General features: G+C 68.7%; 21 protein-coding genes. 8 read left to right on the top strand and 13 right to left on the bottom strand.

Going from position 1 to position 22,978, the window contains the following annotated elements; all coding sequences use genetic code 11:
• The first annotated feature begins 1 nt into the window (after position 1).
• On the top strand, positions 2-700 hold the full coding sequence (locus BBX35_RS04320; protein ID WP_067216411.1) for an ATP-binding cassette domain-containing protein: 699 nt from the start codon (positions 2-4) through the stop codon (positions 698-700).
• Positions 701-725: 25 nt separating this feature from the next.
• Here the strand turns inward: BBX35_RS04320 and BBX35_RS04315 are convergent, their stop codons facing one another.
• The 5 genes from BBX35_RS04315 to BBX35_RS04295 form a co-directional block, all read right to left on the bottom strand.
• Complete coding sequence (locus BBX35_RS04315) at positions 726-1,457, bottom strand: proteasome-type protease (RefSeq protein ID WP_067216409.1); 732 nt, start codon at positions 1,455-1,457, stop codon at positions 726-728.
• A gap of 121 nt (positions 1,458-1,578) precedes the next feature.
• Positions 1,579-2,400, bottom strand: a complete 822-nt coding sequence (locus BBX35_RS04310; protein WP_067216407.1) for a transglutaminase family protein — start codon at positions 2,398-2,400, stop codon at positions 1,579-1,581.
• 79 nt (positions 2,401-2,479) lie between these two features.
• On the bottom strand, positions 2,480-3,427 hold the full coding sequence (locus tag BBX35_RS04305; protein ID WP_067216405.1) for an alpha-E domain-containing protein: 948 nt from the start codon (positions 3,425-3,427) through the stop codon (positions 2,480-2,482).
• Positions 3,428-3,433: 6 nt separating this feature from the next.
• On the bottom strand, positions 3,434-4,855 hold the full coding sequence (locus tag BBX35_RS04300) for a circularly permuted type 2 ATP-grasp protein (protein ID WP_067216402.1): 1,422 nt from the start codon (positions 4,853-4,855) through the stop codon (positions 3,434-3,436).
• Positions 4,856-5,174: 319 nt separating this feature from the next.
• Complete coding sequence (locus BBX35_RS04295) at positions 5,175-5,771, bottom strand: hypothetical protein (protein ID WP_067216401.1); 597 nt, start codon at positions 5,769-5,771, stop codon at positions 5,175-5,177.
• Between the two features lie 355 nt (positions 5,772-6,126).
• Between BBX35_RS04295 and BBX35_RS04290 the strand changes: the two genes are divergently transcribed.
• Positions 6,127-6,804, top strand: a complete 678-nt coding sequence (locus BBX35_RS04290; protein WP_067216398.1) for a helix-turn-helix transcriptional regulator — start codon at positions 6,127-6,129, stop codon at positions 6,802-6,804.
• On the opposite strand, the gene BBX35_RS04285 is transcribed toward BBX35_RS04290, so the two are convergent.
• The 3 genes from BBX35_RS04285 to BBX35_RS04275 all read right to left on the bottom strand — a co-directional run bounded on the left by BBX35_RS04285 (position 6,805) and on the right by BBX35_RS04275 (position 8,895).
• Positions 6,805-7,152 carry a hypothetical protein gene (locus tag BBX35_RS04285; RefSeq protein WP_083206019.1) on the bottom strand — a complete coding sequence of 116 codons (348 nt, stop codon included), beginning with the start codon at positions 7,150-7,152 and terminating at the stop codon, positions 6,805-6,807.
• Positions 7,153-7,290: 138 nt separating this feature from the next.
• Entirely contained in the window at positions 7,291-8,118 is an 828-nt protein-coding gene (locus tag BBX35_RS04280) for an aldo/keto reductase (protein WP_067216397.1), read from the bottom strand.
• Positions 8,119-8,277: 159 nt separating this feature from the next.
• The gene (locus tag BBX35_RS04275) at positions 8,278-8,895 is read right to left on the bottom strand and encodes an ATP-dependent Clp protease proteolytic subunit (protein ID WP_067218193.1); all 618 of its coding nucleotides are present in this window, start codon (positions 8,893-8,895) and stop codon (positions 8,278-8,280) included.
• A 373-nt stretch (positions 8,896-9,268) separates the two neighbouring features.
• On the opposite strand from BBX35_RS04275, the gene BBX35_RS04270 reads away from it, so the two are divergent.
• Both BBX35_RS04270 and BBX35_RS04265 read left to right on the top strand, forming a co-directional pair.
• Positions 9,269-9,991: a DNA helicase gene (locus BBX35_RS04270; protein WP_067216394.1), complete on the top strand. Its 723-nt coding sequence runs from the start codon at positions 9,269-9,271 to the stop codon at positions 9,989-9,991.
• Between the two features lie 77 nt (positions 9,992-10,068).
• Entirely contained in the window at positions 10,069-10,305 is a 237-nt protein-coding gene (locus tag BBX35_RS04265; RefSeq protein ID WP_067216392.1) for a hypothetical protein, read from the top strand.
• A 113-nt stretch (positions 10,306-10,418) separates the two neighbouring features.
• Here BBX35_RS04265 and BBX35_RS04260 read toward each other — a convergent pair whose 3' ends face one another.
• From BBX35_RS04260 to BBX35_RS04250, 3 genes are all read right to left on the bottom strand, one after another.
• Complete coding sequence (locus BBX35_RS04260; protein ID WP_067216390.1) at positions 10,419-11,174, bottom strand: hypothetical protein; 756 nt, start codon at positions 11,172-11,174, stop codon at positions 10,419-10,421.
• Positions 11,175-11,205: 31 nt separating this feature from the next.
• A complete protein-coding gene (gene lhpI, locus BBX35_RS04255) occupies positions 11,206-12,192 on the bottom strand; it encodes a bifunctional Delta(1)-pyrroline-2-carboxylate/Delta(1)-piperideine-2-carboxylate reductase (RefSeq protein ID WP_067218191.1) in 987 nt (328 codons plus the stop codon).
• 296 nt (positions 12,193-12,488) lie between these two features.
• Positions 12,489-13,073 carry a single-stranded DNA-binding protein gene (locus BBX35_RS04250; protein WP_067216387.1) on the bottom strand — a complete coding sequence of 195 codons (585 nt, stop codon included), beginning with the start codon at positions 13,071-13,073 and terminating at the stop codon, positions 12,489-12,491.
• Between the two features lie 774 nt (positions 13,074-13,847).
• Between BBX35_RS04250 and uvrA the strand changes: the two genes are divergently transcribed.
• The 4 genes from uvrA (at position 13,848) to BBX35_RS04230 (ending at position 20,785) form a co-directional block, all read left to right on the top strand.
• Positions 13,848-16,808, top strand: coding sequence for an excinuclease ABC subunit UvrA (uvrA, locus tag BBX35_RS04245; protein WP_067216384.1), 2,961 nt, complete (start codon positions 13,848-13,850; stop codon positions 16,806-16,808).
• Between the two features lie 832 nt (positions 16,809-17,640).
• Positions 17,641-18,687 (top strand): YeiH family protein, encoded by a 1,047-nt coding sequence (locus BBX35_RS04240; RefSeq protein ID WP_083206018.1) that lies wholly within the window; start codon positions 17,641-17,643, stop codon positions 18,685-18,687.
• Positions 18,688-18,706: 19 nt separating this feature from the next.
• Entirely contained in the window at positions 18,707-19,600 is an 894-nt protein-coding gene (locus tag BBX35_RS04235; RefSeq protein WP_067216381.1) for a LysR substrate-binding domain-containing protein, read from the top strand.
• Between the two features lie 84 nt (positions 19,601-19,684).
• Entirely contained in the window at positions 19,685-20,785 is a 1,101-nt protein-coding gene (locus tag BBX35_RS04230; RefSeq protein ID WP_067216378.1) for an NAD(P)/FAD-dependent oxidoreductase, read from the top strand.
• 149 nt (positions 20,786-20,934) lie between these two features.
• Here BBX35_RS04230 and BBX35_RS04225 read toward each other — a convergent pair whose 3' ends face one another.
• Positions 20,935-22,359, bottom strand: coding sequence for an FAD-dependent oxidoreductase (locus BBX35_RS04225; protein ID WP_244271556.1), 1,425 nt, complete (start codon positions 22,357-22,359; stop codon positions 20,935-20,937).
• Between the two features lies 1 nt (position 22,360).
• Positions 22,361-22,975 carry a cysteine hydrolase family protein gene (locus BBX35_RS04220; protein ID WP_067216375.1) on the bottom strand — a complete coding sequence of 205 codons (615 nt, stop codon included), beginning with the start codon at positions 22,973-22,975 and terminating at the stop codon, positions 22,361-22,363.
• Between the last annotated feature and the right edge of the window lie 3 nt (positions 22,976-22,978).

Here is a 22,978-nt window from a genome sequence, read left to right as displayed (position 1 = left end):
CATGGGCAGCGATATGGCGTCCGGGTCCGTGGCCATTGCCGTGCGCGGTCTCGATCACTGGTTCGGGACGGGCGAGGCGCGCAAGCAGGTGCTGTTCGACATCGACCTGGAGATCCGGCACGGCGAGCTGGTGGTGCTGATGGGCGCGTCGGGCTCCGGCAAGACCACGCTGCTCACCCTGATCGGCTGCCTGCGCCGGGTCGAGGCCGGGTCGGTGGTGCTGCTCGGGCGCGAGCTCAACGGCGCCAGCGAGGATGATCTCGTCGCATGCCGGCGGGACCTCGGCTTCATCTTCCAGGCGCACAACCTGCATGAAAGCCTGACGGCGCTGCAGAACGTGCGCATGGGGCTCGCGGTGCACGGGGACCGGGTTGCCGGCGACTGGCGCGAGGCCTCGCGCCATGTGCTCGGTCTTGTCGGCCTGTCGGAGCGGGTGGACTACCTGCCGGGCAACCTGTCGGGCGGGCAGAAGCAGCGCGTTGCCGTGGCCCGTGCGCTGGTCGGCAATCCGCCGGTGGTGCTGGCCGACGAGCCGACCGCCGCGCTCGACCGCGATAGCGGGCTTGCCGTCGTCGAGATGCTGCGCCGGCTCGGCCGCGAGCGCGGCACCACCACCCTCATGGTCACCCACGATAACCGCATCCTCGACCTTGCCGACCGCATCGTGCGGATGGAGGACGGCCGCATCGTCGAGGGGTGAGCGGCGTGAGGCAGAGGGAAGGGCGTCAGATCTCGAAGTCGGGAATCTCGGCCACCGCGTCGCGCAGCTTTTCCGACCACATGCGCGACAGGTCCGCGAAATAGGGATCGTCCTCGCGGATGCGGGTCTGGCGATGGGCGGAGAAGCTGTCGGTGTTGTAGAGCAGCATGTCGATGGGCATGCCGACAGACAGGTTCGAGCGCAGCGTCGAGTTGAACGACAGCAGCACGAGCTTGGCGGCCTGGCCGAGGCGCATGTCCGCCTGCGTTACCCGGTCGAGGATCGGCTTGCCGTACTTGTGCTCGCCGATCTGCAGGAAGGGCGTGTCGGCGGAGGCCTCGATGAAGTTGCCGGCGGAATAGATCTGGAAGAGGCGCGGCGCCTCGCCCTTGATCTGGCCGCCCAGCAGGAAGGTGACGCTGAAGCTCTCCGAATTGGCGGCCAGCGCCTCGCCGTCGATGGCGCGCACGTCGCGCACGGCGCTGCCCACCAGCCGCGCCGCCTGGAACATGGTGTCCACCGAATGCAGCGTCGGCCGGCCCGGATCCTCGCTCTTCAGCCGCTCGCTGAGCAGGCTCACCACCGACTGGGTAACGGCCAGGTTGCCGGCCGCCATCATGCAGATCACCCGGTCGCCGGGCTTTTCCCACACATGCAGCTTCTTGAAGGTGGCGACATTGTCGAGCCCGGCATTGGTGCGCGTGTCAGCGGCCATCACGATGCCGCGATCGAGCTTCAGACCGACACAATAGGTCATGATCAGGCAGTCTCCGAAAACGGGAAGGGCGCGCGCCCGGCCGGATCGCGCGCGGCGGCGATTCGCGCGTTGCGCCGGCTCCGGCAGATTTGACAGGTTCGCTGCCGTTCCGGCAACGGTCCTATTGCTGAGATTGCTGCGATTCCTGCGAAACCGCCACTTCCACATCCATGTTCTCGCCGGACCCGCCCATGCGGATTCCGCGGATCGGCGCGGCGGAGCGCGAGTCGAGCCCGCAGGTGAGGCGGATGTAGCGGTCCGTCGGGCACATGCCGTTGGAAATGTCGAAGCCGACCCAGCCGAGCTGCGGCAGCAGAACCTCGGCCCAGGCGTGATGCGCCTCCGAATCCTGTCCGCCCTCCAGCAGCATGTAGCCCGAGACATAGCGCGCCGGCACGCCGATGGTGCGGGCCGCGGCGATGAAGATATGCGCGTGGTCCTGGCACACACCCTCGCCGGCGTTCAGCGCCTCGGCGGCGGTGGTGTGCACCTCGGTGACGCCGGTGCGATAGGCGACCTTGTCCCGGATCGCGTGCATCAGGTCGTGAAAGCCGGCGACCGCGTCCGGCCCGTCGCGCTCGGCGATGGCGCCCAGCCGGCGGATCGCCGGGTTGGCGCGGGTCAGCGAGGTGAAGCGGCAGAACACGTTGTCGGGGGCGGGGCTGCGCGGGTGGCCGACGACGCCGGCGCGGTCCTGCGTTTCCACCAGCCCCTCGACCGCGATGGTCAGCTCGCTCATCGCCTCGCGGTGGCTGACGATGGCGACCGGATTGCCGAAGGCGTCGATGTAGCGGGCAGAGCGCTCGTAGCCCGGCACGTCGATGGTCCAGGAGATCACCTTCTGTCCGGCCAGGCTCGGCGGCGTCAGGCGCAGCTGCTGGACCATATGGGCGAGCGGGTGCTCGTACCGATAGCGGGTCACATGTCTGACGTTGAGGCGCATGGCTCTCGGGCTTCCTCGTGTTCGGTCGGCTTCGCGTCTTGTCGCCGCCGGCTTCCGATCGTTCGGTTCGCGTTTCCTGTCAGGCGAAGTGGTAGTCCGCGGCGAGCTGCGCGCCTAGTCCGTTGTTTCTCGCGATCATGTTGCCGAGGAACTCGTGCAGTCCCCCTTGGAAGATCTGCCGCATGGTTCCCTGGTCCAGCAGCTCGTGGGTGCGCTGGGCCATGTCGTAGCTCATCGGCCGCTCGCCGTAGCGCAGGGTGAGCCCCTCCATGCTCTCGGTGATCCAGTCGTAGCAATAGGCCAGCGAGCGGGGCATCTCCTTTCGCAGGATCAGGAACTCGGCGATGTTGAACGGGCGGATCTGCGCATCGCGATAGGCATGGCGATAGCTGCGATGGGCAGAGACCGACCGCAGGATCGTCGACCATTGGTACCGGTCGAGCTCGCCGCCGACCACTTCGTTGTCCGGCAGCAGGATCCAGTATTTCACGTCGAGGATGCGCGAGGTGTTGTCGGCCCGCTCGATGAAGCAGCCGAACTGCGAGAAGTGGTAGCCCTCGTCGCGCATCAAGGTGCCGAGCATGGCGCCGCGGAACAGCATGGAGCGCTGCTTGATCCAGGTCAGGAAGCCCGGCAGCTTGTCGTCGGTCATGTGCTGCGGGCGCACTTCCATGAAGTCGATATAGGTCGTGTTCAGGCTCTCCCACATCTCGCCGGTGATGGCGGTGCGCACCGAGCGGGCGTTGTTGCGGGCCGCCTCGATGCAGGAGCGCACGGAGGAGGGGTTTTCCGGGTCGAACAGCATGTGCGAGACGACGGAGCGCTTTGTCAGTTCCTCGTGCTTCTTGAAGAAGCCCTGGTCGCAGCCGGCGCTGACCAGGGTCGAACGCCAGTCGTCGGCGGCGTCCTGGCCCAGACGCGGCGTCATGGCAATGCGGTATCCCACCTCCAGCAGGCGGGCCATGTTCTCCGCCCGCTCGTTGTAGCGCGAGGTCCAGAACAGGGATGCGGCGGTACGGCCGAGCATGTTTCGTCAGTCCTCCAGAACCCAGGTGTCCTTGGTGCCGCCGCCCTGGCTGGAATTCACCACCAGGGAGCCCTTCTTCAGCGCCACGCGGGTCAGTCCGCCGGGCGTGATGCGCACCTTGTCTCCGACCAGCACATAGGGCCTGAGGTCGACATGGCGGGGAGCCAGCCCCGATTGCACATGGGTCGGGCAGGCCGACAGCGCCAGCGTCGGCTGGGCGATGTAGTTGGCGGGATTGGCCTTCAGCCGCTTGGAGAATTCGGCGATCTCGCGCTTGGAGGCGGTCGGGCCGATCAGCATGCCGTAGCCGCCCGAGCCGTGCACCTCCTTCACCACCAGCTCCGGCAGACGGTCCAGCACATAGGCCAGGTCGTCGGGCTTGGCGCAGTTCCAGGTCGGCACGTTCTTCAGGATCGGCTTCTGGCCGGTGTAGAACTCGATGATGTCCGGCACATAGGCATAGATCGCCTTGTCGTCCGCAATGCCCGTGCCCGGCGCGTTGCAGATCGTCACGTTGCCCGCCCGGTAGGCGTCGAACAGGCCCGGTACGCCGAGCATGCTGTCGGGGCGGAAGGTCAGCGGATCGAGGAAGGCATCGTCGATGCGCCGGTAGATCACGTCGACCCGCTGCGGCGACTGGGTGGTGCGCATCCACACCTTGCCGTCCTCCACATAGAGGTCGCGCGCCTCGCACAGCTCCACGCCCATCGAGTCGGCGAGGAAGGCATGCTCGAAATAGGCGGAGTTGTAGATGCCCGGCGTCAGGATGCAGACGGTCGGATCGCCGTCGCAGTTCTCCGGCGCGACGCTTTCCAGCGTCTCGCGCAGCATGTCCGGATAGTGCTCGATCGGCGCCACCCGGTTCTGCTGGAACAGCTCGGGGAACATCCGCATCATCGTCTCGCGGTTCTCCAGCATGTAGGAGACGCCGGACGGGGTGCGGGTGTTGTCCTCCAGCACGTAGAAATCGTCCTCGCCAACACGAACGAGGTCGGTGCCTATAATATGGGCATAGACCCGGCGCGCCGGGGTGAAGCCGATCATCTCCGGCAGGAACGCCTCGTTCTGCAGGATCAGCTCCGCCGGCACCCGGCCGGCCCGCACGATCTCCTGGCGGTGGTAGATGTCATAGAGGAAGGCGTTGAGCGCGCGCACCCGCTGGTCGATGCCCGCCGACAGGCGTCGCCACTCGGAGGCCGAGAGCACGCGCGGGACGATGTCGAAGGGGATCAGCCGCTCGGTGGCCTCGGACGTGCCATAGACGGCGAAGGTGATGCCGAGGCGGCGGAAGATCGTCTCCGCCTCGCGCGACTTCTTGCGCATGTCCGCCGGGGACAGGGTGTCGAACCATTCGGCGAGCCGCCTGTAGGGCGCGCGGGGCTTGCCGTCGGCGGTCAGCATCTCGTTGAAAATGGTGCTCTCCCCCATGCGTGTCTCTAACCCCTCGTGCGAAACGTCGTCTTGTTCTTTTCGTCAGGTCGTCAACTCGTCGTCTTGAGGCGAAGCGCCGTGGCGCCTTGCCCGTGGCCCATGTTCGCAAACGGGGCAGGCGCCTTCCAAGTCCGAAAATGCGCCAGCAAAGACCCCCATCTGCATTCCCGGCAGGCAGTCCGACCGGGAGAAGACCCTGCGGCAACAAGCTTAACGCGCCAGAGGCTTACGTCAAATCGAGAGGTTTCGGACATGCGAAAACGGCGCATTCCTGCGGGGAACGCGCCGCTGTGCCGGGCTTCGAAGGCCGGTCTGTTCAGACCAGTTCGCCGAACTCCATGCTTTCCGGCTCGATCAGGGCGAGAAACGCCTCGCACTCCGCGTTGCCCTGCCAGGCGTTGCAGATGGCGATGGCCCGTGTCCGGCTGTCGGCAAAGGCGATATCCAGGAAGGTGCCGCTTTCGAGCCGGACCAGCCGCTGGCCCAGCCAGCCGGGCTGGCGCGAGAGGTGGTGCTCCACCATCCGGGCATGGGCCGCGCGCATGTCCTCCTCCGCAACGCCGGGTTTCAGGCGGAAGCGGCCGACCTCGATCCCGTCCCCGGCGAGGAGTCCGACCGGCGCCGGCTGGCTTGCCGCGTAGTGGCCCATGCTGGCAACGCCGCTGATCGTGGCGCGGAAGCCGGCAAACTCTTCTCCCTCGCCGACCGCGCGCGCGGCCGACAGCGCCGCGTCCGTGGTCTTCCAGGCGACGAGGTCGACGCGCCGGGCCGCATCGCCCGTGTCCGTCAGCTGCGTCCAGGCCAGAAACCCGGGAAACGAGCGGACCCTGCCGAGTGCGAGCTTGCGCTCATGATCGGCGCGGGCGGGGTCGCTCACCTGATAGGCGACGACTTCGAGGCAATGGTCTTGCATGCGGTGCTCCTGTTCTGCGTGATGCTGAGCGGGAGATACGCCACGGCTGCTGACACCTTCTGTCAGGGGCACGCGCTAGGTCGTGGACTCATAATTCTGTCGAGAAACGGTATGCCCGAACCCGATCGGATACAAGGAGCAAGGCCGCAGGAAACCATTAGGTTTTCAAGGGCTTGCGACGCTGTTGCCGGCGGGTTCCGGCATACCCGAAGGGCGTCGTTCGAGCATCTCACTGCGGCGTCGGATCGCTCGGCCGGGGGGGCTGCCCCGGCCATCGCGCTCCTCCTGGCATATCATTGCCCGAACGGACGCCGTTTCCGGCACAATTATGAGTCCACGACCTAGGGATGGCGCCATGAAGGTGTTTCGTCTGTTCTCCCTGCTCGACCGCTTGCGCAGCGCCGGCGGCCCGGTGTCCGCCGAGGAACTGGCCCGCGCGCTTGAGGTGTCGCCGCGCACGATCTACCGCGACATGGCCACGCTTCAGGCGATGGGGGCGCCGGTGCGCGGCGAAGCGGGCATCGGCTACCAGATGGAGCGCGGCTACTTCCTGCCGCCGCTCAGCTTCGACGAGGAGGAGATGGAGGCGATTGCGCTCGGCATGCGGCTGGTCAGGGCGCGGGGCGATGCGCCCCTGCGCGAGGCCGCCTTGCGGGTTTCCGGCAAGATCGGCGCGGCCTCGGGCGATGCGGGCGGGGAGGCGGCCCTGCGCCTGCCGCTGCGCGCGGTGACGCGCGAGCGCCCGCAGACGGAGACCGCCAATCGCTGGCTGCCGGGGTTGCGCCGTGCCATCCGCCGGCAGCGGATGCTTCGGATCGATTATGTGGATCTCGGCGGCCGGGAGAGCCGCAGGCGGGTGCGCCCGCTCGGCCTCACGGTGTTCGACGAGGTCTGGCTGCTGACCGGCTGGTGTGAGGAGCGCGGCGACTTCCGCAATTTCCGCCTCGACCGGATCACGGCCGTGGCGGAGACGGGCGAGCGGGCTCGAAGCGAGCGCGGGCGGCGGTTCGAGGACTATCTCGCGAGCCTGTGATCAGCGCCAGCCGCCGCGCCGCTCCCAGGGCGAGAACAGCGGCGTCTCGCAGATATAGCCGACGATGCAGCGGCCGGTGTCGCGGGTGCGCACCTGCGCCGGGCGCACGGTTTCCCAGTGGTCGCACCAGCGCGGGCCGGCGACGAAGCGCTCGTACGTATACTGGCCGGTGGTCATCACCACCGCGCCGCGCCGGGCGACCAGGTTCTGCGCCTGGTTGCAGCTCATGCGCCTCAGGTCCGGGCGCTGGGCGGCTGCCGGCTGCGGGGCGAGGGTCATCAGGATGAGCGCGGAAAGGGTTGCCGCGGCCAGGCCGGTTCCTGCTTTGGTCAAACGGTCGATGCGCATGCCGGGTCTCCCCTGGTTGATGCGCCCGGCTGTCGCGTGCGGCCGGGTCGCTCTCATCATAGAGACTTGCCTGCCATCGCGGCAAAGCGATGGCAGGCCGATGGCGTGCTGCACCGGACCTTCGGCCGTGGCGCAGGCCTATTCCTTGTCCCAGTCGGGCGCCCAGTCCGGGTCGATGCCGCGCCCCTTCGCGCTGCCGAGCGCGGAGATCGCCGCCATCTCGGCCTCGTCCAGCTCGAAGTCGAAGACGGCGGCGTTTTCCGCCAGCCGCGCCGGCGTGCCGGTCTTGGGGATGGCGATGGTGTTCTCCTGCTGCAGCAGCCAGCGCAGCGTCACCTGCACCTCGCTCTTGCCGTGGCGCTTGCCGATGTCGCGGATCGTCTCGTTGCCGATGACGCGTCCCTTGGCGATGGGCGAATAGGCGATCAGCGCCATGCCGGCGGCTTCCAGCGCCGCGCGCACCCGCTTCTGCGACAGGAACGGATGGTACTCCACCTGGTTGGCGACCAGCTGTCCCTTGGCGAGGTCCTGCGCTTCGCGCACCATGGCGGCGGTGAAGTTGGAAACGCCGATGGCGCGCGTCCAGCCGCGCTGGCGCAGCTCCAGCAGCGCCTCGATCTGCTCGTTCAGCGGCACCCGCGGGTTGGGCCAGTGGATCAGGAACAGGTCGACATGGTCGAGCCCCAGCCGGTCGAGGCTGTCCTCGCAGGAGCGGATCAGCTTTTCCGGGTCCAGGTTGTCGTGCCAGACCTTGGTCGTCACGTGATAGCTGTCGCGGGCGCGGCCCGAGGCGCGCAGGCCCGCGCCCACCGCCTTCTCGTTGGCATACATCGCCGCCGTGTCCACATGGTCCCAGCCGCTTTCCAGCGCGGCGCGGACGATGTCGCGGCACGGCTCGTCCTTCAGCGGCCAGGTCCCGAGCCCGAGCACGGGAATGTCGATGCCGCCGACGGTCAGATGGTTCATGGCACTGCTCCTGTCCGGATGTCGCGAAAGGCGGGGAGGGACCCCGCAAACGAAAACGGCCCGGCGGACACCCGCCCCTCCTGCAGGGGAGGGGGAGCATCGGCCGGGCCGGTGGCTTGGACCGGCGCCGCCTCTCGCGAAGGAGGGCGCCGGCCGGTATCAGTCGAGGTCGCTGACCGAGGCCGCGATCTTGCCGACCAGGCCGTAGTTGACGGCTTCGTCCGGACCCATCCAGTAGTCGCGGTCGGTGTCCTTCTCGATCCGCTCCATCGGCTGGCCGGTGGCCGCCGCGAAGAGCTTGTTCAGGCGGTCGCGCATCTTGAGGATCTCGCGCGCCTGGATCTCGATGTCGGAAGCCTGGCCGCCGGCGCCGCCGGACGGTTGATGCAGCAGGAAGCGGGTGTTCGGCGTGCAGTACCGGCGCTCCTTGGGCACCGAGATGTAGATCAGCGCGCCGGCGCTCGCCACCCAGCCCATGCCGAGGATGCGGACTTCCGGGCCGATGAACTTGATGGTGTCGTGGATCATGTCGCCGGATTCGACGTGGCCGCCGGGCGAGGACACGATCACGGTGATCGGGTCGTTGGAGACCTGCGCCATCGCCATCAGGCGGGCGCAGACGTCGCGCGCCAGTTCCTGGTTGATCGGGCCGGTGATCAGCACCGTGCGGGCGTCGAACAGATGCTTGTCGACCTGGATCGAAGGCGGCGTCTTGGTCTTCTCGTCGTCGTCCTCGTCGTCGAGGCGGCTCGGCACATCGTTCGGCTTGATGGTCATGTGCAAGATCAGCTCCTTCATGAAGACGGAATCGGGCCCCGCCGGGCCCGGTCTCGTTCCCCATACTTAGGCGATGCGTGCCCTCGCGGCAAAGGGGTTCTCGCAATTTGCCCCGTGCTGCGTCGAACTGGGTGAATGGCGTGTGGAGAGGCAAACGCGCGGCGGCGGGCGCACGGCTCCTGCCAAGGCGCCCTCTGGCGCTTTCCAGAGCGGCGGCGCATGGGCTAGATTGCGAGTCGGGTGCTGCCCGCGCCTCCCCCCTCCGCCACGGGAAAGCATGTGCCATGCCGGGCCTTTCGCATCACCGGACCACCCGTTCGGGCGCCGCATGAGGAGGGATTGCGCTCATCGCCCGCAGACGGAGACATCCGGCATGCAGCTTTCCGCACCCCTTTACCGCCTCAAGCGCGAGGCGCGCCTTCTGTCCCGCGAGGCGGGAATTCCCCTTGCCGCCGCGCTCGACCGCATCGCTGCCCGCGAGGGCCATGCCCGCTGGAGCCTGCTGGCGCAGCGCGCCGCCGAGCGTTCGCCCGCCGCGCTGATCCATCCCCGCCTTCGCCCCGGCGAGATGATCCTCGTCGCCGCCCGTCCCGGCCAGGGCAAGACGCTGCTGGCGCTCGAACTCGGCGTCGAGGCGATGAAGGCCGGCAACCGCGCCGCCGTCTTCACGCTGGAATATGTAGAGCGCGAGGTGGAGGCGCGGCTCGAGCGCCTCGGCGCGCGGGGGGCGCTCAGGGACCTCCTTGCGCTCGACTGCTCCGACGAGATCTGCTCGGCCCGCATCATGCAGCGACTGCAGGGTTGCGCGCCCGGCACGCTCGCGGTGATCGACTACCTGCAGATCCTCGACCAGCGGCGCGATACGCCGGACCTTCAGACGCAGGTCGCCGAGCTTGCAGCCTTCTCCCGGCGGTCCGGCGCGGTGCTCGTCTTCGTCTCGCAGGTCGACCGCACCTTCGATCCGGCGCTGAAACCCTTGCCGGACCTTGCCGACCTGCGCCTGCCCAATCCGCTCGACCTTTCCCTGTTCGACCGGGCGGTGTTTCTGCAGGCGGGACGGCTGCGAGTTGTGCAATGCGGGGGTGAGGGCAAGTGATTCTCAAATCTCTTGACACTCGGGAGCGCGTGTCTTTTGGTTAACGTGTTCGTAATTTTTAACTAATGGATGGTCAAATGAGAAAAATTGCTTTTGTCTTCTTTCTCTTGCTCATTCCTGCCTCTGCGTTGGCGGGGAACACCGTCCTGAAGAAGGACGGGAAATCCTACACTCTGAACTGCTCGAATGCGGGCTGCTTCATCAGCGAACGAGTTTCCTTCTTCAAGTCGGGACCTCAAAAGCGACTTGGAGCCGGCGGGTCCGCGAATTTCGAGAAGTGGGTGAAGAAGCTGAAAAGCGACGGCTACAAATAGCCCCGATCATGCGGGAGGGGGACGGGCGAGCAGCTTGCTGGTGCCCCCTTCCGCAGTCTGCGCGGGCAGGCCCTGTTCCTGCAGGCGGGTCGGCTGCGGCGTGTTGAGCGAAACTAACGCTCGGCCCTGAGGTCGAAGTGGAGATGGTCGTCGTGGCGGGCGGCACGGCAGCCCTGGAAGCGGATCTTGGGATCGGCGAGGGCGAAGCGCTCGACCAGATGCGGCTCCAGAAAGATCCTGCCGACCCGCTCGTCCGCGACAAGCTGCCCGACGAGGAAGCGCAGCCGCTCCGGCTCGGGTGTGAGATCCGGCCAGAGCGGTTGCAGCGCGGCGAAGTCCCAGCGCAGCGACAGCAAGGCGCCGGGGCACTGCGTCGGGCCGTCCTCGAAAGCGAAATAGCCGATGGGCGAGCGGGTCCGTCCGGGCAGGTAGCCGGACGCATCGCGGTAGTAGAAGGCAAGATCGACCTTCTCGCCGTCGTCATGCGACAGGTGGGGCAGCAGCGGAAAGCCGTTCAGGAACGGGAAGTTCGCATCCAGGACGAGGGTCTGCGTGCCGGGAAACGCCTTGTCGACCGCCTCTGCGGTGTCGGCGAGCACGGTCTTCATCGCCGGCGTCACGTAGTTGCGGTTGAGGGCGCAATAGACCCAGGAGCCGACCTGAAGCGGCCCGTCAGCCAGACAACTCAGCGGAACGCGGCCCATGAGCGGGGCCGCCCACAGCGCCCCGACGCTCAGCCCGGCATAGGCGAGGGCGAAGACCGCCAGCCGCCGGCGGAAGGGCAGGGCGATCAGCCATGCCAGTCCGCCGATCTGGGTCAGCAGCGTCAGAAACAGCACCCAGATCGTTTGGCCCGCAATCCTCAGCATTCGCCACTCCCCGCTGCGGCGACGGCGCCCGTCACATCACCGGCAGGATGCGCGGCGAGGTCGACTGGCCGGTCCGCGCAGAGGCGGTTTCGAAGGCGAGGATCGCGCCGGCGAGATCTTCCAGCGCCGCGCCGACCGACTTGAACAGGGTGATGTCCTCGGCCTCGCGCGGGAACGGCAGGGTCCTGCGGGCAAGGTCGAACAGATCGGCCTCGATGCCGTCCGGCTCAAGCGCGCCGGAGGCCAGCGCCTGGACGATGTCGCCGCCTTCCTTCATCGCGCCGTCGCGGGTGTCGACGAAGACGCGGGCGCGCGATACGGCCTCGTCGTCGCTCTCGCGCATGGTCGGCTTGAACGCGCCGACAAGATCGAGATGGCTGCCCGGCTGCAGCCAGGCGCCCTGCACCAGCGGCGCTTCGGAGAGGGTGGCGCAGCTGACGATGTCGGCATCGCGCACGGCCGCCTCAAGATCGTCCGCCGGCTGGGCGAGGATCTCGAGCTCCTCGCCGATCTCCTCGGCGACCGCCCGGGCCTTGTCCGCATCGCGGCCCCAGACGGAGACGCGCGACAGCGGCCGCACCGCCGCATGGGCGGCGGCGAGGTTGCGCGACAGGCGGCCGGTGCCGACCACGACCAGATGGCGGGCGTCCTGGCGCGCCAGATAGTCGGCGGCGAGGGCGGAGGCCGCCGCCGTGCGCCGCGCGGTCAGTTCGCCGCCGTCGATCATCGCCACCATCTCGCCGGTGCGGGCATCGTTGAGCAGGTAGCTCGCCATCACCGCCGGCAGGCCGCGCGCGCCATTGCCCGGCACCACCGTCGCCAGCTTGGTGCCGAGATAGCGTCCCGGCACCCAGGCCGGCATCAACAGCAGCGTGCCGTCGGCCTCGCCCGGTATCCGGAACTCGTGATGGTGCCGCACCGGGCTCTCGCAGCCCTCGCGGAACATCGTCCGCAGCGCCTCGATCAGCGGCCGCCATTCGAGCGCGTCGCGGGTGGCATCCTGGTCGAGTTGCAGCATGGGAGCCTCCATGAAGGAGCGGGAAGGGAGCGGACGGACCATCCGCCGGACAGGGTGCCGAGTATCGAGTGCCGAGTGTGCACGTCAAACCCGGCAGGGCCAAGGCGGCAGTGCCGCCGCGCGTGGGGCCCGAGGGCCGGAAGGAAACGCCCGGCTCTGCGGAGAGGTTCCCCGCAGGACGTCCGGAACGCCTCGCGGACGGCTTTCGGAATAGCTTTTCAGCAATAGGCGCCGCCCCGATGCGGGAACCGGGGCGGCCGTGTCGTATCCGCCCCGATGGGGCGAGAGAAAGCCGATCAGAACGGGATTTCGTCGTCCATGTCCGGGCCGCCGCCGAAGCCGCCGCCAGAACCGCCGGACCCGCCGCCCGAGCCGCCGCCGTAGCCGCCACCGCCACCGGAGCCGCCGCCATAGCCGCCGCCGCCAGATCCGCCGCCATAGCCGCCACCGCCGCCGGAGCCGCCGTCATAGCCACCGCCGCCGCCTTCGACAAAGCGGCCGCCGCCGCCACCGCCGCCACCGCCTTCGCCGCGGCCGTCGAGCATGGTCAGCGTCGAGTTGAAGCCCTGCAGCACCACTTCCGTGGAATAGCGCTCCTGGCCGGACTGGTCCTGCCACTTGCGGGTCTGCAGCTGGCCCTCGACATAGATCTTGGAACCCTTGCGCAGGTAGTTCTCGGCGACCTTGGCCAGACCCTCGTTGAAGATCACCACGCGGTGCCACTCGGTGCGCTCCTTGCGCTCGCCAGAGCTGCGGTCGCGCCAGGTTTCCGAGGTGGCGACGCGCAGGTTGACCACCGGGCGGCCGTCCTGCATCCGGCGGACCTCAGGATCGGCTCCCAGATTGCCCACCAGGATCACCTTGTTGACGCTTCCCGACATTGTCGTCTCCTTGCCTGCCGGTCGTTGCCGGCCTGTCGCCGGGCCGGCCGCTGCCGGCCGGTCCCGCTGGTTCGATGTTGCCCGCCGGCGCTGCGGCTGGCCCTGTTGAGTGCATGCGGCGCGCCGGCGGCACGCCGTGGCGCGCCCCGGGGCCCGAGATCATCCCGTGGACCTTAGCCCCGGGCGGGAGGCCGGCGAAAGGCCCGCGACCGGCGAACTGCAGCCTCGGCCCGCTTTTTGAGCGCACGCAGCCCGCTTTTCCACAATCGCTTGCCGCAGGCGCATACGGCCCTCGCCGCAGGCGCACACGGCGACCCGGCCCCGGATCACGTCGCCCCTTGCCCCGCGGCCTCGCGCGCCCCACATGCCGGCGATCTTGCGCGACAGTATATGTTCCTGATATGTTCACGCAATCGGATTCGGGACTGCCTGCGTAGAAACAACCGGAAAACGACCTGCACTCCGGTGCCGGGTGCGGCGCTGCTTGAGCTCTTGCAGCCGCTCGGGCGGAATCGCCTTCCGCGGAATCCGTCGCCGGAATCCCGGAATCGACGGAGGCCGGCGCATGTCGTAGAAGGGCGGGGCGTCTTGCCCGCTCCGGACCCATGCCACGCCCGGACGTTCCGGGCAGTTTGCGTTCCCGGGCCGCCGGGGCGCCTGTCATTCCCGGCCCGGCCGGGCCGTTTCACGTAAGCTGCCGCGCCCCCGCGCCCTCCCGCGCCGGGTCCGGCAGCCCTCCAGATGCCGCAAGGCCGTCATCCAGGGACCGCACGCATGTCCAAGCCGCGTTCGACCTCCACGCCGCCCGCTTCCGCCGCCGACCGGCGCGTGATCAGCGTTCGCGGCGCGCGCGAGCACAATCTGAAGAATGTCGATCTCGACCTGCCGCGCGACGCGCTGATCGTGATGACCGGCCTGTCCGGTTCCGGCAAGTCGTCGCTCGCCTTCGACACGATCTATGCCGAGGGCCAGCGCCGCTATGTGGAGAGCCTGTCGGCTTATGCCCGCCAGTTCCTGGAGATGATGCAGAAGCCGGACGTCGACCAGATCGACGGCCTGTCCCCGGCCATCTCCATCGAGCAGAAGACAACGTCGCGCAATCCGCGCTCCACCGTCGGAACGGTGACGGAGATCTACGACTACCTGCGCCTTCTGTTCGCGCGCATCGGCGTTCCCTATTCGCCGGCCACCGGCCTGCCGATCGAGAGCCAGACGGTCAGCCAGATGGTCGACCGGGTGCTGGCGCTGGAGGAGGGCACCCGGCTCTACCTGCTGGCGCCGATCGTGCGCGGCCGCAAGGGCGAGTACCGCAAGGAACTCGCCGAGCTGATGAAGAAGGGCTTCCAGCGCGTCAAGATCGACGGCACCTTCCACGAGATCGCCGAGGCGCCCGCCCTCGACAAGAAGCTGAAGCACGACATCGACGTAGTCGTCGACCGCATCGTCGTGCGCCCGGACATTGCCGGCCGGCTGGCGGATTCGCTGGAGACGGCCCTTTCGCTGGCCGACGGCATCGCCATCGCCGAATTCGCCGACAAGGCGCTGCCCGCGCCCGCCGACGGCGCCGTGCTGCAGAACCGCAACGAGACCCACGAGCGCATGGTGTTCTCGGAAAAGTTCGCCTGCCCGGTCTCCGGCTTCACGATCTCCGAGATCGAACCGCGGCTGTTCTCGTTCAACAACCCGTTCGGCGCCTGCCCGACCTGCGACGGGCTCGGCACCACGCTCGCCTTCGAGCCGGATCTGGTGGTCCCCGACCACACGCTCACCCTGCGCGAGGGCGCGGTGCTGCCCTGGGCCAAGACCGGCTCGACCTCGCCCTATTACGCCCAGACGCTGGACGCGATCTGCCGCCATTTCGGCGCCTCGATGGCCACCCCCTGGGCGGACCTGCCGGAGGCGGTGCGCGAGACGATCCTCAACGGTTCGGGCAAGGAGAAGATCGAGTTCGTCTATGACGACGGCGTGCGCAGCTACCGCACCGCCAAGACCTTCGAGGGCGTCGTCGGCAATATCGAGCGGCGCTGGCGCGAGACCGACAGCGAGTGGGTGCGCGAGGAACTGTCGCGCTACCAGTCCGACCGCCCGTGCCCGGCCTGCAACGGTTACCGGCTGAAGCCCGAGGCGCTGTCGGTGAAGATCGCCACGCGCCATATCGGCGAGATCTCGCAGCTCTCGATCCGCGATGCCGCCGCCTGGTTCGCCGATCTGCCGGACCAGCTTACCGACAAGCAGTCGGAGATCGCCCTGCGCATCCTCAAGGAGATCCGCGAGCGGCTGAAGTTCCTCAACGATGTCGGCCTCGACTATCTGGCGCTGTCGCGCAACTCCGGCACCCTGTCGGGCGGCGAGAGCCAGCGCATCCGGCTCGCCTCGCAGATCGGCTCGGGGCTCACCGGCGTGCTCTACGTGCTCGACGAGCCGTCCATCGGCCTGCACCAGCGCGACAATGCCCGCCTGCTCGACACGCTCAAGCACCTGCGCGACCTCGGCAACACGGTCATCGTGGTCGAGCACGACGAGGACGCGGTGCTGACCGCCGACCATGTGGTCGATATCGGCCCGGGCGCCGGCATCCACGGCGGCGAGGTGGTGGCCGAAGGCACGCCGGCGGAGATCCTGGCCAACCCGAAGTCGCTGACCGGCCAGTACCTGTCCGGCGCCATGGCGATCCCGATGCCGGCCGAGCGCCGCAAGCCGAAGAAGCATCGCCGCATCCATGTGGCCGGCGCGCGCGGCAACAACCTGAAGAACGTCTCGGCGGACATTCCGCTCGGCACCTTCACCTGCATCACCGGCGTCTCCGGCGGCGGCAAGTCGACCTTCCTGATCGACACGCTCTACAAGGCGGCGGCGCGGCGGCTGAACGGCGCGCGCGAGACCCCGGCGCCGCACGACCATATCGACGGGCTGGAACAGCTCGACAAGGTGATCGACATCGACCAGTCGCCGATCGGCCGCACGCCGCGCTCGAACCCGGCGACCTATACCGGTGCCTTCACGCCGATCCGCGAGTGGTTCGCCGGCCTGCCCGAGGCCAAGACGCGCGGCTACCAGCCGGGGCGCTTCTCGTTCAACGTCAAGGGCGGGCGCTGCGAGGCGTGCCAGGGCGACGGCGTCATCAAGATCGAGATGCACTTCCTGCCCGACGTCTACGTCACCTGCGATGTCTGCAAGGGCAAGCGCTACAACCGCGAGACCCTCGAGGTCGAGTTCAAGGGCAAGTCGATCGCCGACGTGCTCGACATGACGGTGGAGGAGGGTGCGCGCTTCTTCTCTGCGGTGCCGGCGGTGCGCGACAAGCTGGAGACGCTGACGCGCGTCGGCCTCGGCTACATCAAGGTCGGCCAGCAGGCGACGACGCTGTCCGGCGGCGAGGCGCAGCGCGTCAAGCTGGCCAAGGAGCTGTCGAAGCGCGCCACCGGCCGCACGCTCTACATCCTCGACGAGCCGACGACCGGCCTGCATTTCCACGACGTCGCCAAGCTGCTGGAAGTGCTGCACGAACTGGTCGAGCAGGGCAACACAGTGCTGGTGATCGAACACAATCTGGAGGTCATCAAGACCGCCGACTGGGTGATCGATCTCGGCCCCGAAGGCGGCGATGGCGGCGGCACCATCGTCGCGGCCGGCACGCCGGAGGACATCGTCGAGGCGGAGGCGAGCCACACCGGCCGCTTCCTGCGCGAGGTGCTGGAGCGCCGCCCGGCCCGCGGCATGAACGCGGCCGAGTAGCCACCGGCCGTCCGGAATGACGTGAGGGTGGCCGCATCTGCCGCCCCATCCACAGAATGTCATCCCGGTTTCGGCGCAGCCGAAGACCGGGATCCAGTAACCCCGGATCGTGCGGCCGGAGCTTCGACGTTGCCTCGCGCGTCTCTTGCCGAGGCTGTGGGGATGCTTTCGCAAACCTGCCTGTCCCGGCGGATACTGGATGCCTGCCTTCTCAGGCATGACAGCCGAGAGCAGGGCGAGCGAAAGCGACCGCCTCACGCCGGTAGCGAGGAGACCGAAACCTCTCCTTCGTCCTCCCGGACGGCGCGTAGCGCCGAGCCGGGACCGGAGAGCCGAGGGCGTTTGAGGGGCGCTCCGGAACCATGCCACGATCGCCCCGACTCGCCGGTCCCGGATGATCGGCCTTCGTCCGGGAAGACGCGAGGCAGAGGCATCAGCAGCAACGCGCCGGTCATGCCCCACGCACCCGTCTCCCCCCTTGAGGGGGAGATGTCGGCACAGCCGACAGAGGGGGGTGAACTGCGCCGGCCTGCATTTCGTTTCACCGGCTCCGCGCTCCTCCCTCTCTCCTTCGTCCTCCCGGCTCTCCGGCTTCGCCTTGTCCGGGAAGACGCCCGCACAGGTTGGCGCAAGTCCCGGCCGGCAGGAGATAACGTCCTCCGTAAGGGCAGTGGCCGGCGGGGATAACTCCATCGGACAGGTAGTGAGCGGGGCTGCGTGTTCCCGGATCCCTGCGGATCAATCTATTTTCTCGATTATAATCACGAAAACAATCAGTTTGTGCGAATGAAGCTTCGCTGCCATCCTGCTCGGGAATTGCAGGAGGCAAGGTATGAGTTTCGCCGGATTCTCGAATATTGAGACGAAATTTGCGAAATCCGTCGCAAATTTCGGTCCCGTTTTGCCCGGCGTCCTGCTGTGCGTTGTCCTCGCGCTCGCCGGCAAGGGCCTGCGGCTTGTTCCCGGTCTCGACCTGCTGGGGCCGATGGCGCTGGCCATGGCGCTCGGGATGGGGATCCGCGCGGCGATGCCGCTGCCGGAGGCCGTCATGCCGGGCGTGCGCCTGTCCGCCGTGACGCTGCTGCGCGCTGCCGTGGTGCTGCTCGGCCTGCAGCTGACGCTGGCCGACCTCCTGTCGCTCGGGCTCGGCGGGCTGGCTGTCACCACGACCGCGCTCTTCGCCACCTTCGCGCTCACCCTGTGGGCCGGCCGGCTGCTCGGCGTTGCGCCGGACCTTGCCCGGCTGATCGCCGCCGGCACCTCGATCTGCGGCGCCTCCGCCGTCGCCGCCACCCGCTCGGCGACTGGGGCCGGGGCGGGCGATACGGCCTATGCGGTCGCCTGCGTTACCCTCTTCGGCACGCTCGCCATGGTCCTGATGCCCTTGGTGCCGCCGCTCGCCGGACTGGATGCCGCCGGTTACGGCCTCTTCGTTGGCGCCTCGGTGCATGAGGTGGCGCAGGTGGCGGGCGCCGGCTTCCGGCATTCGGCGGAGGCCGGCGAGGCGGCGATGGTCGCCAAGCTGTCGCGTGTCCTGCTGCTTGCGCCGATGGTCCTTGTTCTTGCCGCCTGGTGCCGGCGCGGCCGGACCGGCGACACCACGGGCGAGGGCGCTGCTGCCCGTCTTCCTGTGCCGTGGTTCGTCTTCGGGTTCCTGGCCATGGTGCTGGTCGCGAGCAGCGTGGAGCTGCCCGATCCGGTCCGCACCGGGGCGGGCGAGGCGACCACCTTCCTGATGACCATGGCGCTCGCCGGCCTCGGTCTTTCCACGGATCTCCGCGAGATCCGCGCGCGCGGCGCCCGCCCCTTGCTGCTTGCCGCCATTGCTGCCCTGTTCATCGCCGCGCTCTCCCTGCTAATGGTGACCGTCTGGATGTGACCATTTCGGGCAGGGCGCGATGACGCTGGAACAGTTGCGGATTTTCGTGGCGGTCGCCGAGCGCGAGCACGTCACCCGCGCGGCCGAAGCGCTCAATCTCACCCAGTCGACGATCAGCGCGGCCATCGCCGCGCTCGAGGCGCGCCACGACGTGCGCCTGTTCGATCGGGTCGGCCGCAACATCCGCCTGACCGAGGCGGGCCGCGTGTTCCTCGCTGAGGCGCGCGCCGTGCTCGCCCGGGCGGAGGCCGCCGGCGAGGTGCTGGCGGATCTTGCGGGCCTCAGGCGCGGCAGCGTGCGCATCGCCGCCAGCCAGACCGTCGGAAACTACTGGCTGCCGGCCCGGCTCAAGGCGTTCCGCGAGGCGCATCCGCATCTCGGCGTCTCGCTCGCCATCGGCAACAGCGAGCAGGTCGCCGCCTGGACACGTGAGGGCGAAGCCGATCTCGGCATGGTCGAGGGACCGGTGGCCGATCCCGATCTGTCGCCGGTGGAGGTGGGCCACGACCGCATGGTCCTGGTGTTGCCGCGCGACCATCCCGTCGCCCGGCGCGGGATCCTCAATGCCGATGCCTTGACGGCGCTGACCTTCGTTGCCCGCGAGGCCGGCTCCGGCACGGGCCTGATGCTGGAGCGGCTGGCGAAAAGCTTCGGCCTTGTGCCCGCCGACCTGCGGATTTCGATGGAGCTGCCCTCCAACGAGGCGCTGCGCAGCGCCGTCGAGGCGGGGGCGGGCGCGGCCGTCCTGTCCTCGCTGGTGGCGGAAGGGGCGGTGCGTTCGGGGCAGCTTTCGGCGCTGGAGCTCAGCCTGCCGCCGCGCCCCTTCTTCGTGCTGCGCCACCGCGCCCGGCACCTTTCCCCTGCCGCCCGCGCCTTCCTTCAAGCGCTGGAAGTGCCTGCCGACGCGACGTGAGGGCACGCCTTTCCCGGCGCCCCTTTCCCGGAATTGTTCATGCGTGCCAGTATCATGGCCGAATCTTGCCCAAGGAGCTTCGCCATGCCCATCACCTGCGACTGCCTGATCATCGGCGGCGGCATTGCCGGCATCGGTCTCGCCGCGCATCTGGGCGCGGAGCGCTCCACCGTGGTTCTGGAGATGGAAGACGCGCCCGGCCGCCATGCCACGGGCCGCTCGGCGGCGATCTTCATCCGCAACTACGGCAATGCCACCTTGCGCGCCCTGAACGGCGCCTCGGTGGAGGTGCTGTCCGGCGGCGGCGACTTTGCCGAGGCCGGGTTCCTCAGCCCGCGCGGCGAGCTTGTCGTCGCCAAGGCGGACGAGATGGAGCGGTTCGCCGCCTATATGCAGGGCGCCGACGGTCTTGAGGAGATCCCCGTCATGGAGGCGCGGCGGCTCTTCCCGATCCTCTCGGATGACCATGTGGCCGCCGCCCATGAGGCGGGTGCGGCCGATATTGATGTCGACCGGCTGCTGCAGGCCTATCTGCGCGCTGCGCGCCATGCCGGCAGCCGGCTCGTCACTTCCGCGCGCGTCGCGGCGATTTCCCGCAAGGGGGATATCTGGCAGGTCGAGGCGGGCGGCGAGACCTATGAAGCGCCGGTGCTGGTCAACGCCGCCGGGGCCTGGGCCGACACCATCGCCGGCCTTGCCGGCCTGCCGCCGCTCGGCATCCAGCCCTACCGCCGCTCGGCGGCGATCCTGCCCGCCCCGGAGGGCATGGATGTCTCCTCCTGGCCGGCGGTGGTCAGCGCTTCCGAACGCTGGTACGCCAAGCCGGAGGCCGGCAAGCTGCTGGTCTCGCCGGCCGACGAGGATCCGCTGGAGCCGCAGGATGCCTGGCCGGACGACATGGTGCTGGCCGAAGGGCTCGACCGCTTCGAGAAGGCGACGACCGTCTCGGTGACGCGCGTCGAGCGCAGCTGGGCGGGCCTCAGATCCTTCGCGCCCGACCGCACGCCGGTCGCCGGCTTTTCGGACCAGGCGGATGGCTTCCTCTGGCTCGCGGGGCAGGGCGGCTACGGTATCCAGACCTCGCCGGCCCTGTCGCGGCTGGCGGCGGACCTCATCCTTGGCCGCACGCCCGCGCTTGCCCCGGCGGTCGTTGCCGCGCTCGATCCCGGCCGCTTCAGCTCCTGAGGCTAGTCACCCGAATCTGAAGTTCGTCAGATTTCACGTCAGGCTCTGAACGAACTTCAGATTCATAAAGGGTGACTAGCAAATATATGTTTCTAGTGTGGTTTCGAATTTGAAATACGCTCCTGGGGTGCTGCCAAGGGAGGCGTATTTCAAATTACCACACTAGCCGCCGAGCGGCCGGCAACACGGCCGAAGGCCACGGCGGTCAGCAACCCATTGCCGGACAGATACCCGGAAATATCCGGGCCCGACACGCCGCAGGCGGCCCCGCCGGCGGCAAAGAGGTTGGGGAAGGTCGAGCCGTCCTCGGCCAGCACCCTTGCGCTCTCGTCGATGCCGAGCCCGCCCTGCGTGTGGAACAGCGCGCCGGTCACCTTGACCGCGTAGAACGGCGCCTGCAGCGCCGGCCGGCCGGTGAAGTCGCGGCCGAACGGGTCGGTCTTGCGGCCTGCTGCAAACTCCGCGACCGTCTCCAGCGTCTCGCGCAGCGCGCTCTCGGCAAGGCCGGTAGCAGCGGCAAGGGTAGGGATGTCCTGCGCCTCGCGGATCGCGCCGGCCGCCATCGCGTCGCGATAGTCCGGAAAGCCCTGCGCGAAGGCGTGGAGCCGCGCGTCGAGGACGTTCCAGGCGATGCCGCCGGGCTGAGCCAGCACGTTGACGGCCTGCTCGGAATAGCCGCCATGCTCGTTGGAAAAGCGCCGCCCCTCCGCGTTGACCTGGATCGCGCCTTCCATCATCAGCGCCCAGGAGATCAGCACCCCGTGCGGATGGGCCAGCGAGCCATGGCCCTGGCAGCCGCTCAACTGCCAGCGCGCCGCGCCCATCGCCTCGCCCCAGAGGACCGCATCGCCCGTGTTGCCCGCGTGGCCATAGTAGAGCGCACCGGCCATGCCGGGAATGTGCCGTGCGACCAGCTCCGGGTTGCCGCCATAGCCGTTGCAGGCCAGCACCAGCGCCTTGCAGGCGATGGTCTCGCGCGTGCCGCCCGGCCGGGTCAGCGTCACCGCGCGCAACGTCCCGGCCTCGTCCAGATGCAGCACCTGGGCATGCGCCTCGGTGACCAGCGGAATGCCGGCCGCCTCGACGGCGGCGATCAGGCGGGCGAGCAGCGCCTCGCCGGTGCGCTCGGGCACCGCATGCATGCGGTGGCGACTGTGGCCGGGATAGAGGAAGTCGGTCAGCACCTGCCATTCCAGCCCGTGCGCGTCGGCGAGCCAATCGAGCGCCGGCCCGATCTCGCGGGCGGCAAGGGCCACCAGCGCCTCGTTGGCTGTCCCCTTGGCCTTGGCCTGGATGTCGGCGGCAAAGCGCCCGGCGTCGTCGTCGGATATTCCCGCCGCGTGCTGCGCGGCCGTCGCCGGCGCCGGAATGAAGCCGGAAGACATCGACGTGGAGCCGGAGGGCGAGGCGTCGCGCTCCACCACCACCACCTCGGCGCCGGCATCGTGTGCGGCCAGCGCCGCGGTGAGGCCGCAGGCGCCCGCACCGATCACCAGCACGTCGGTCTCGATGTCGGGCGCGGCCGGGATCTCCCGCGAGATCGCAGGTGCGGCGGCCATTGTCGCGCCGCTCATCTCACGCGGCCTCGACCAGCGCCAGCGCCTCGGCGCAGGTCAGCGCCCGCGCGACCGTGCCGAGATCGCCGATGGCCCGCTGATGCGTTTCGGGCGAGAAGGCGGCGCAGCCGTCGCTCAGCACCATCGTACGGAAATCGCGCACATGCGCATCGCGGGCGGTCGAGGCGACGCCGCCATTGGTGACGATGCCGCAGACCATCAGCGTGTCGATGCCGGCCTTGCGCAGCACCCATTCCATCCGGGTCATGTAGAAGGCCGAATAGGCGACCTTTTCCACGGTGAGATCGGCCGGCTGCAGCTCGTCGACGAGCTGATGTCCCCAGGCGCCGGGGCAGAAATCCCCCTTGCGCAGGAAGGGGCGCAGCGCCTTCAGATGCGGCGAGATGAAGGGCTCGCCGCCCTTGCCCGGCACCAGGGTGAACTGGGTCGAGATCACCCAGCCGCCCTTGCGCCGCAGGCTGTCGGCCAGCGGCAGGACGCGCTCGGGAAGCGCGGCGATGTCCGCGCTGGTCTGGCCGCCGCGCGCATAGGCGCCGTCCGCGTGCAGGAAGTCGTTCTGCAGATCGACGATCAGCAGGCCCGTGCGGGCGATGTCGAGAGGGGCATCGTGCATGGT

It is taken from the genome of Stappia indica (assembly GCF_001696535.1).
Taxonomy (GTDB): Bacteria; Pseudomonadota; Alphaproteobacteria; order Rhizobiales; family Stappiaceae; genus Stappia; species Stappia indica.
Note: the sequence above shows the minus strand (reverse complement) of the source record. Positions and strands in the feature narration are given on the sequence as shown.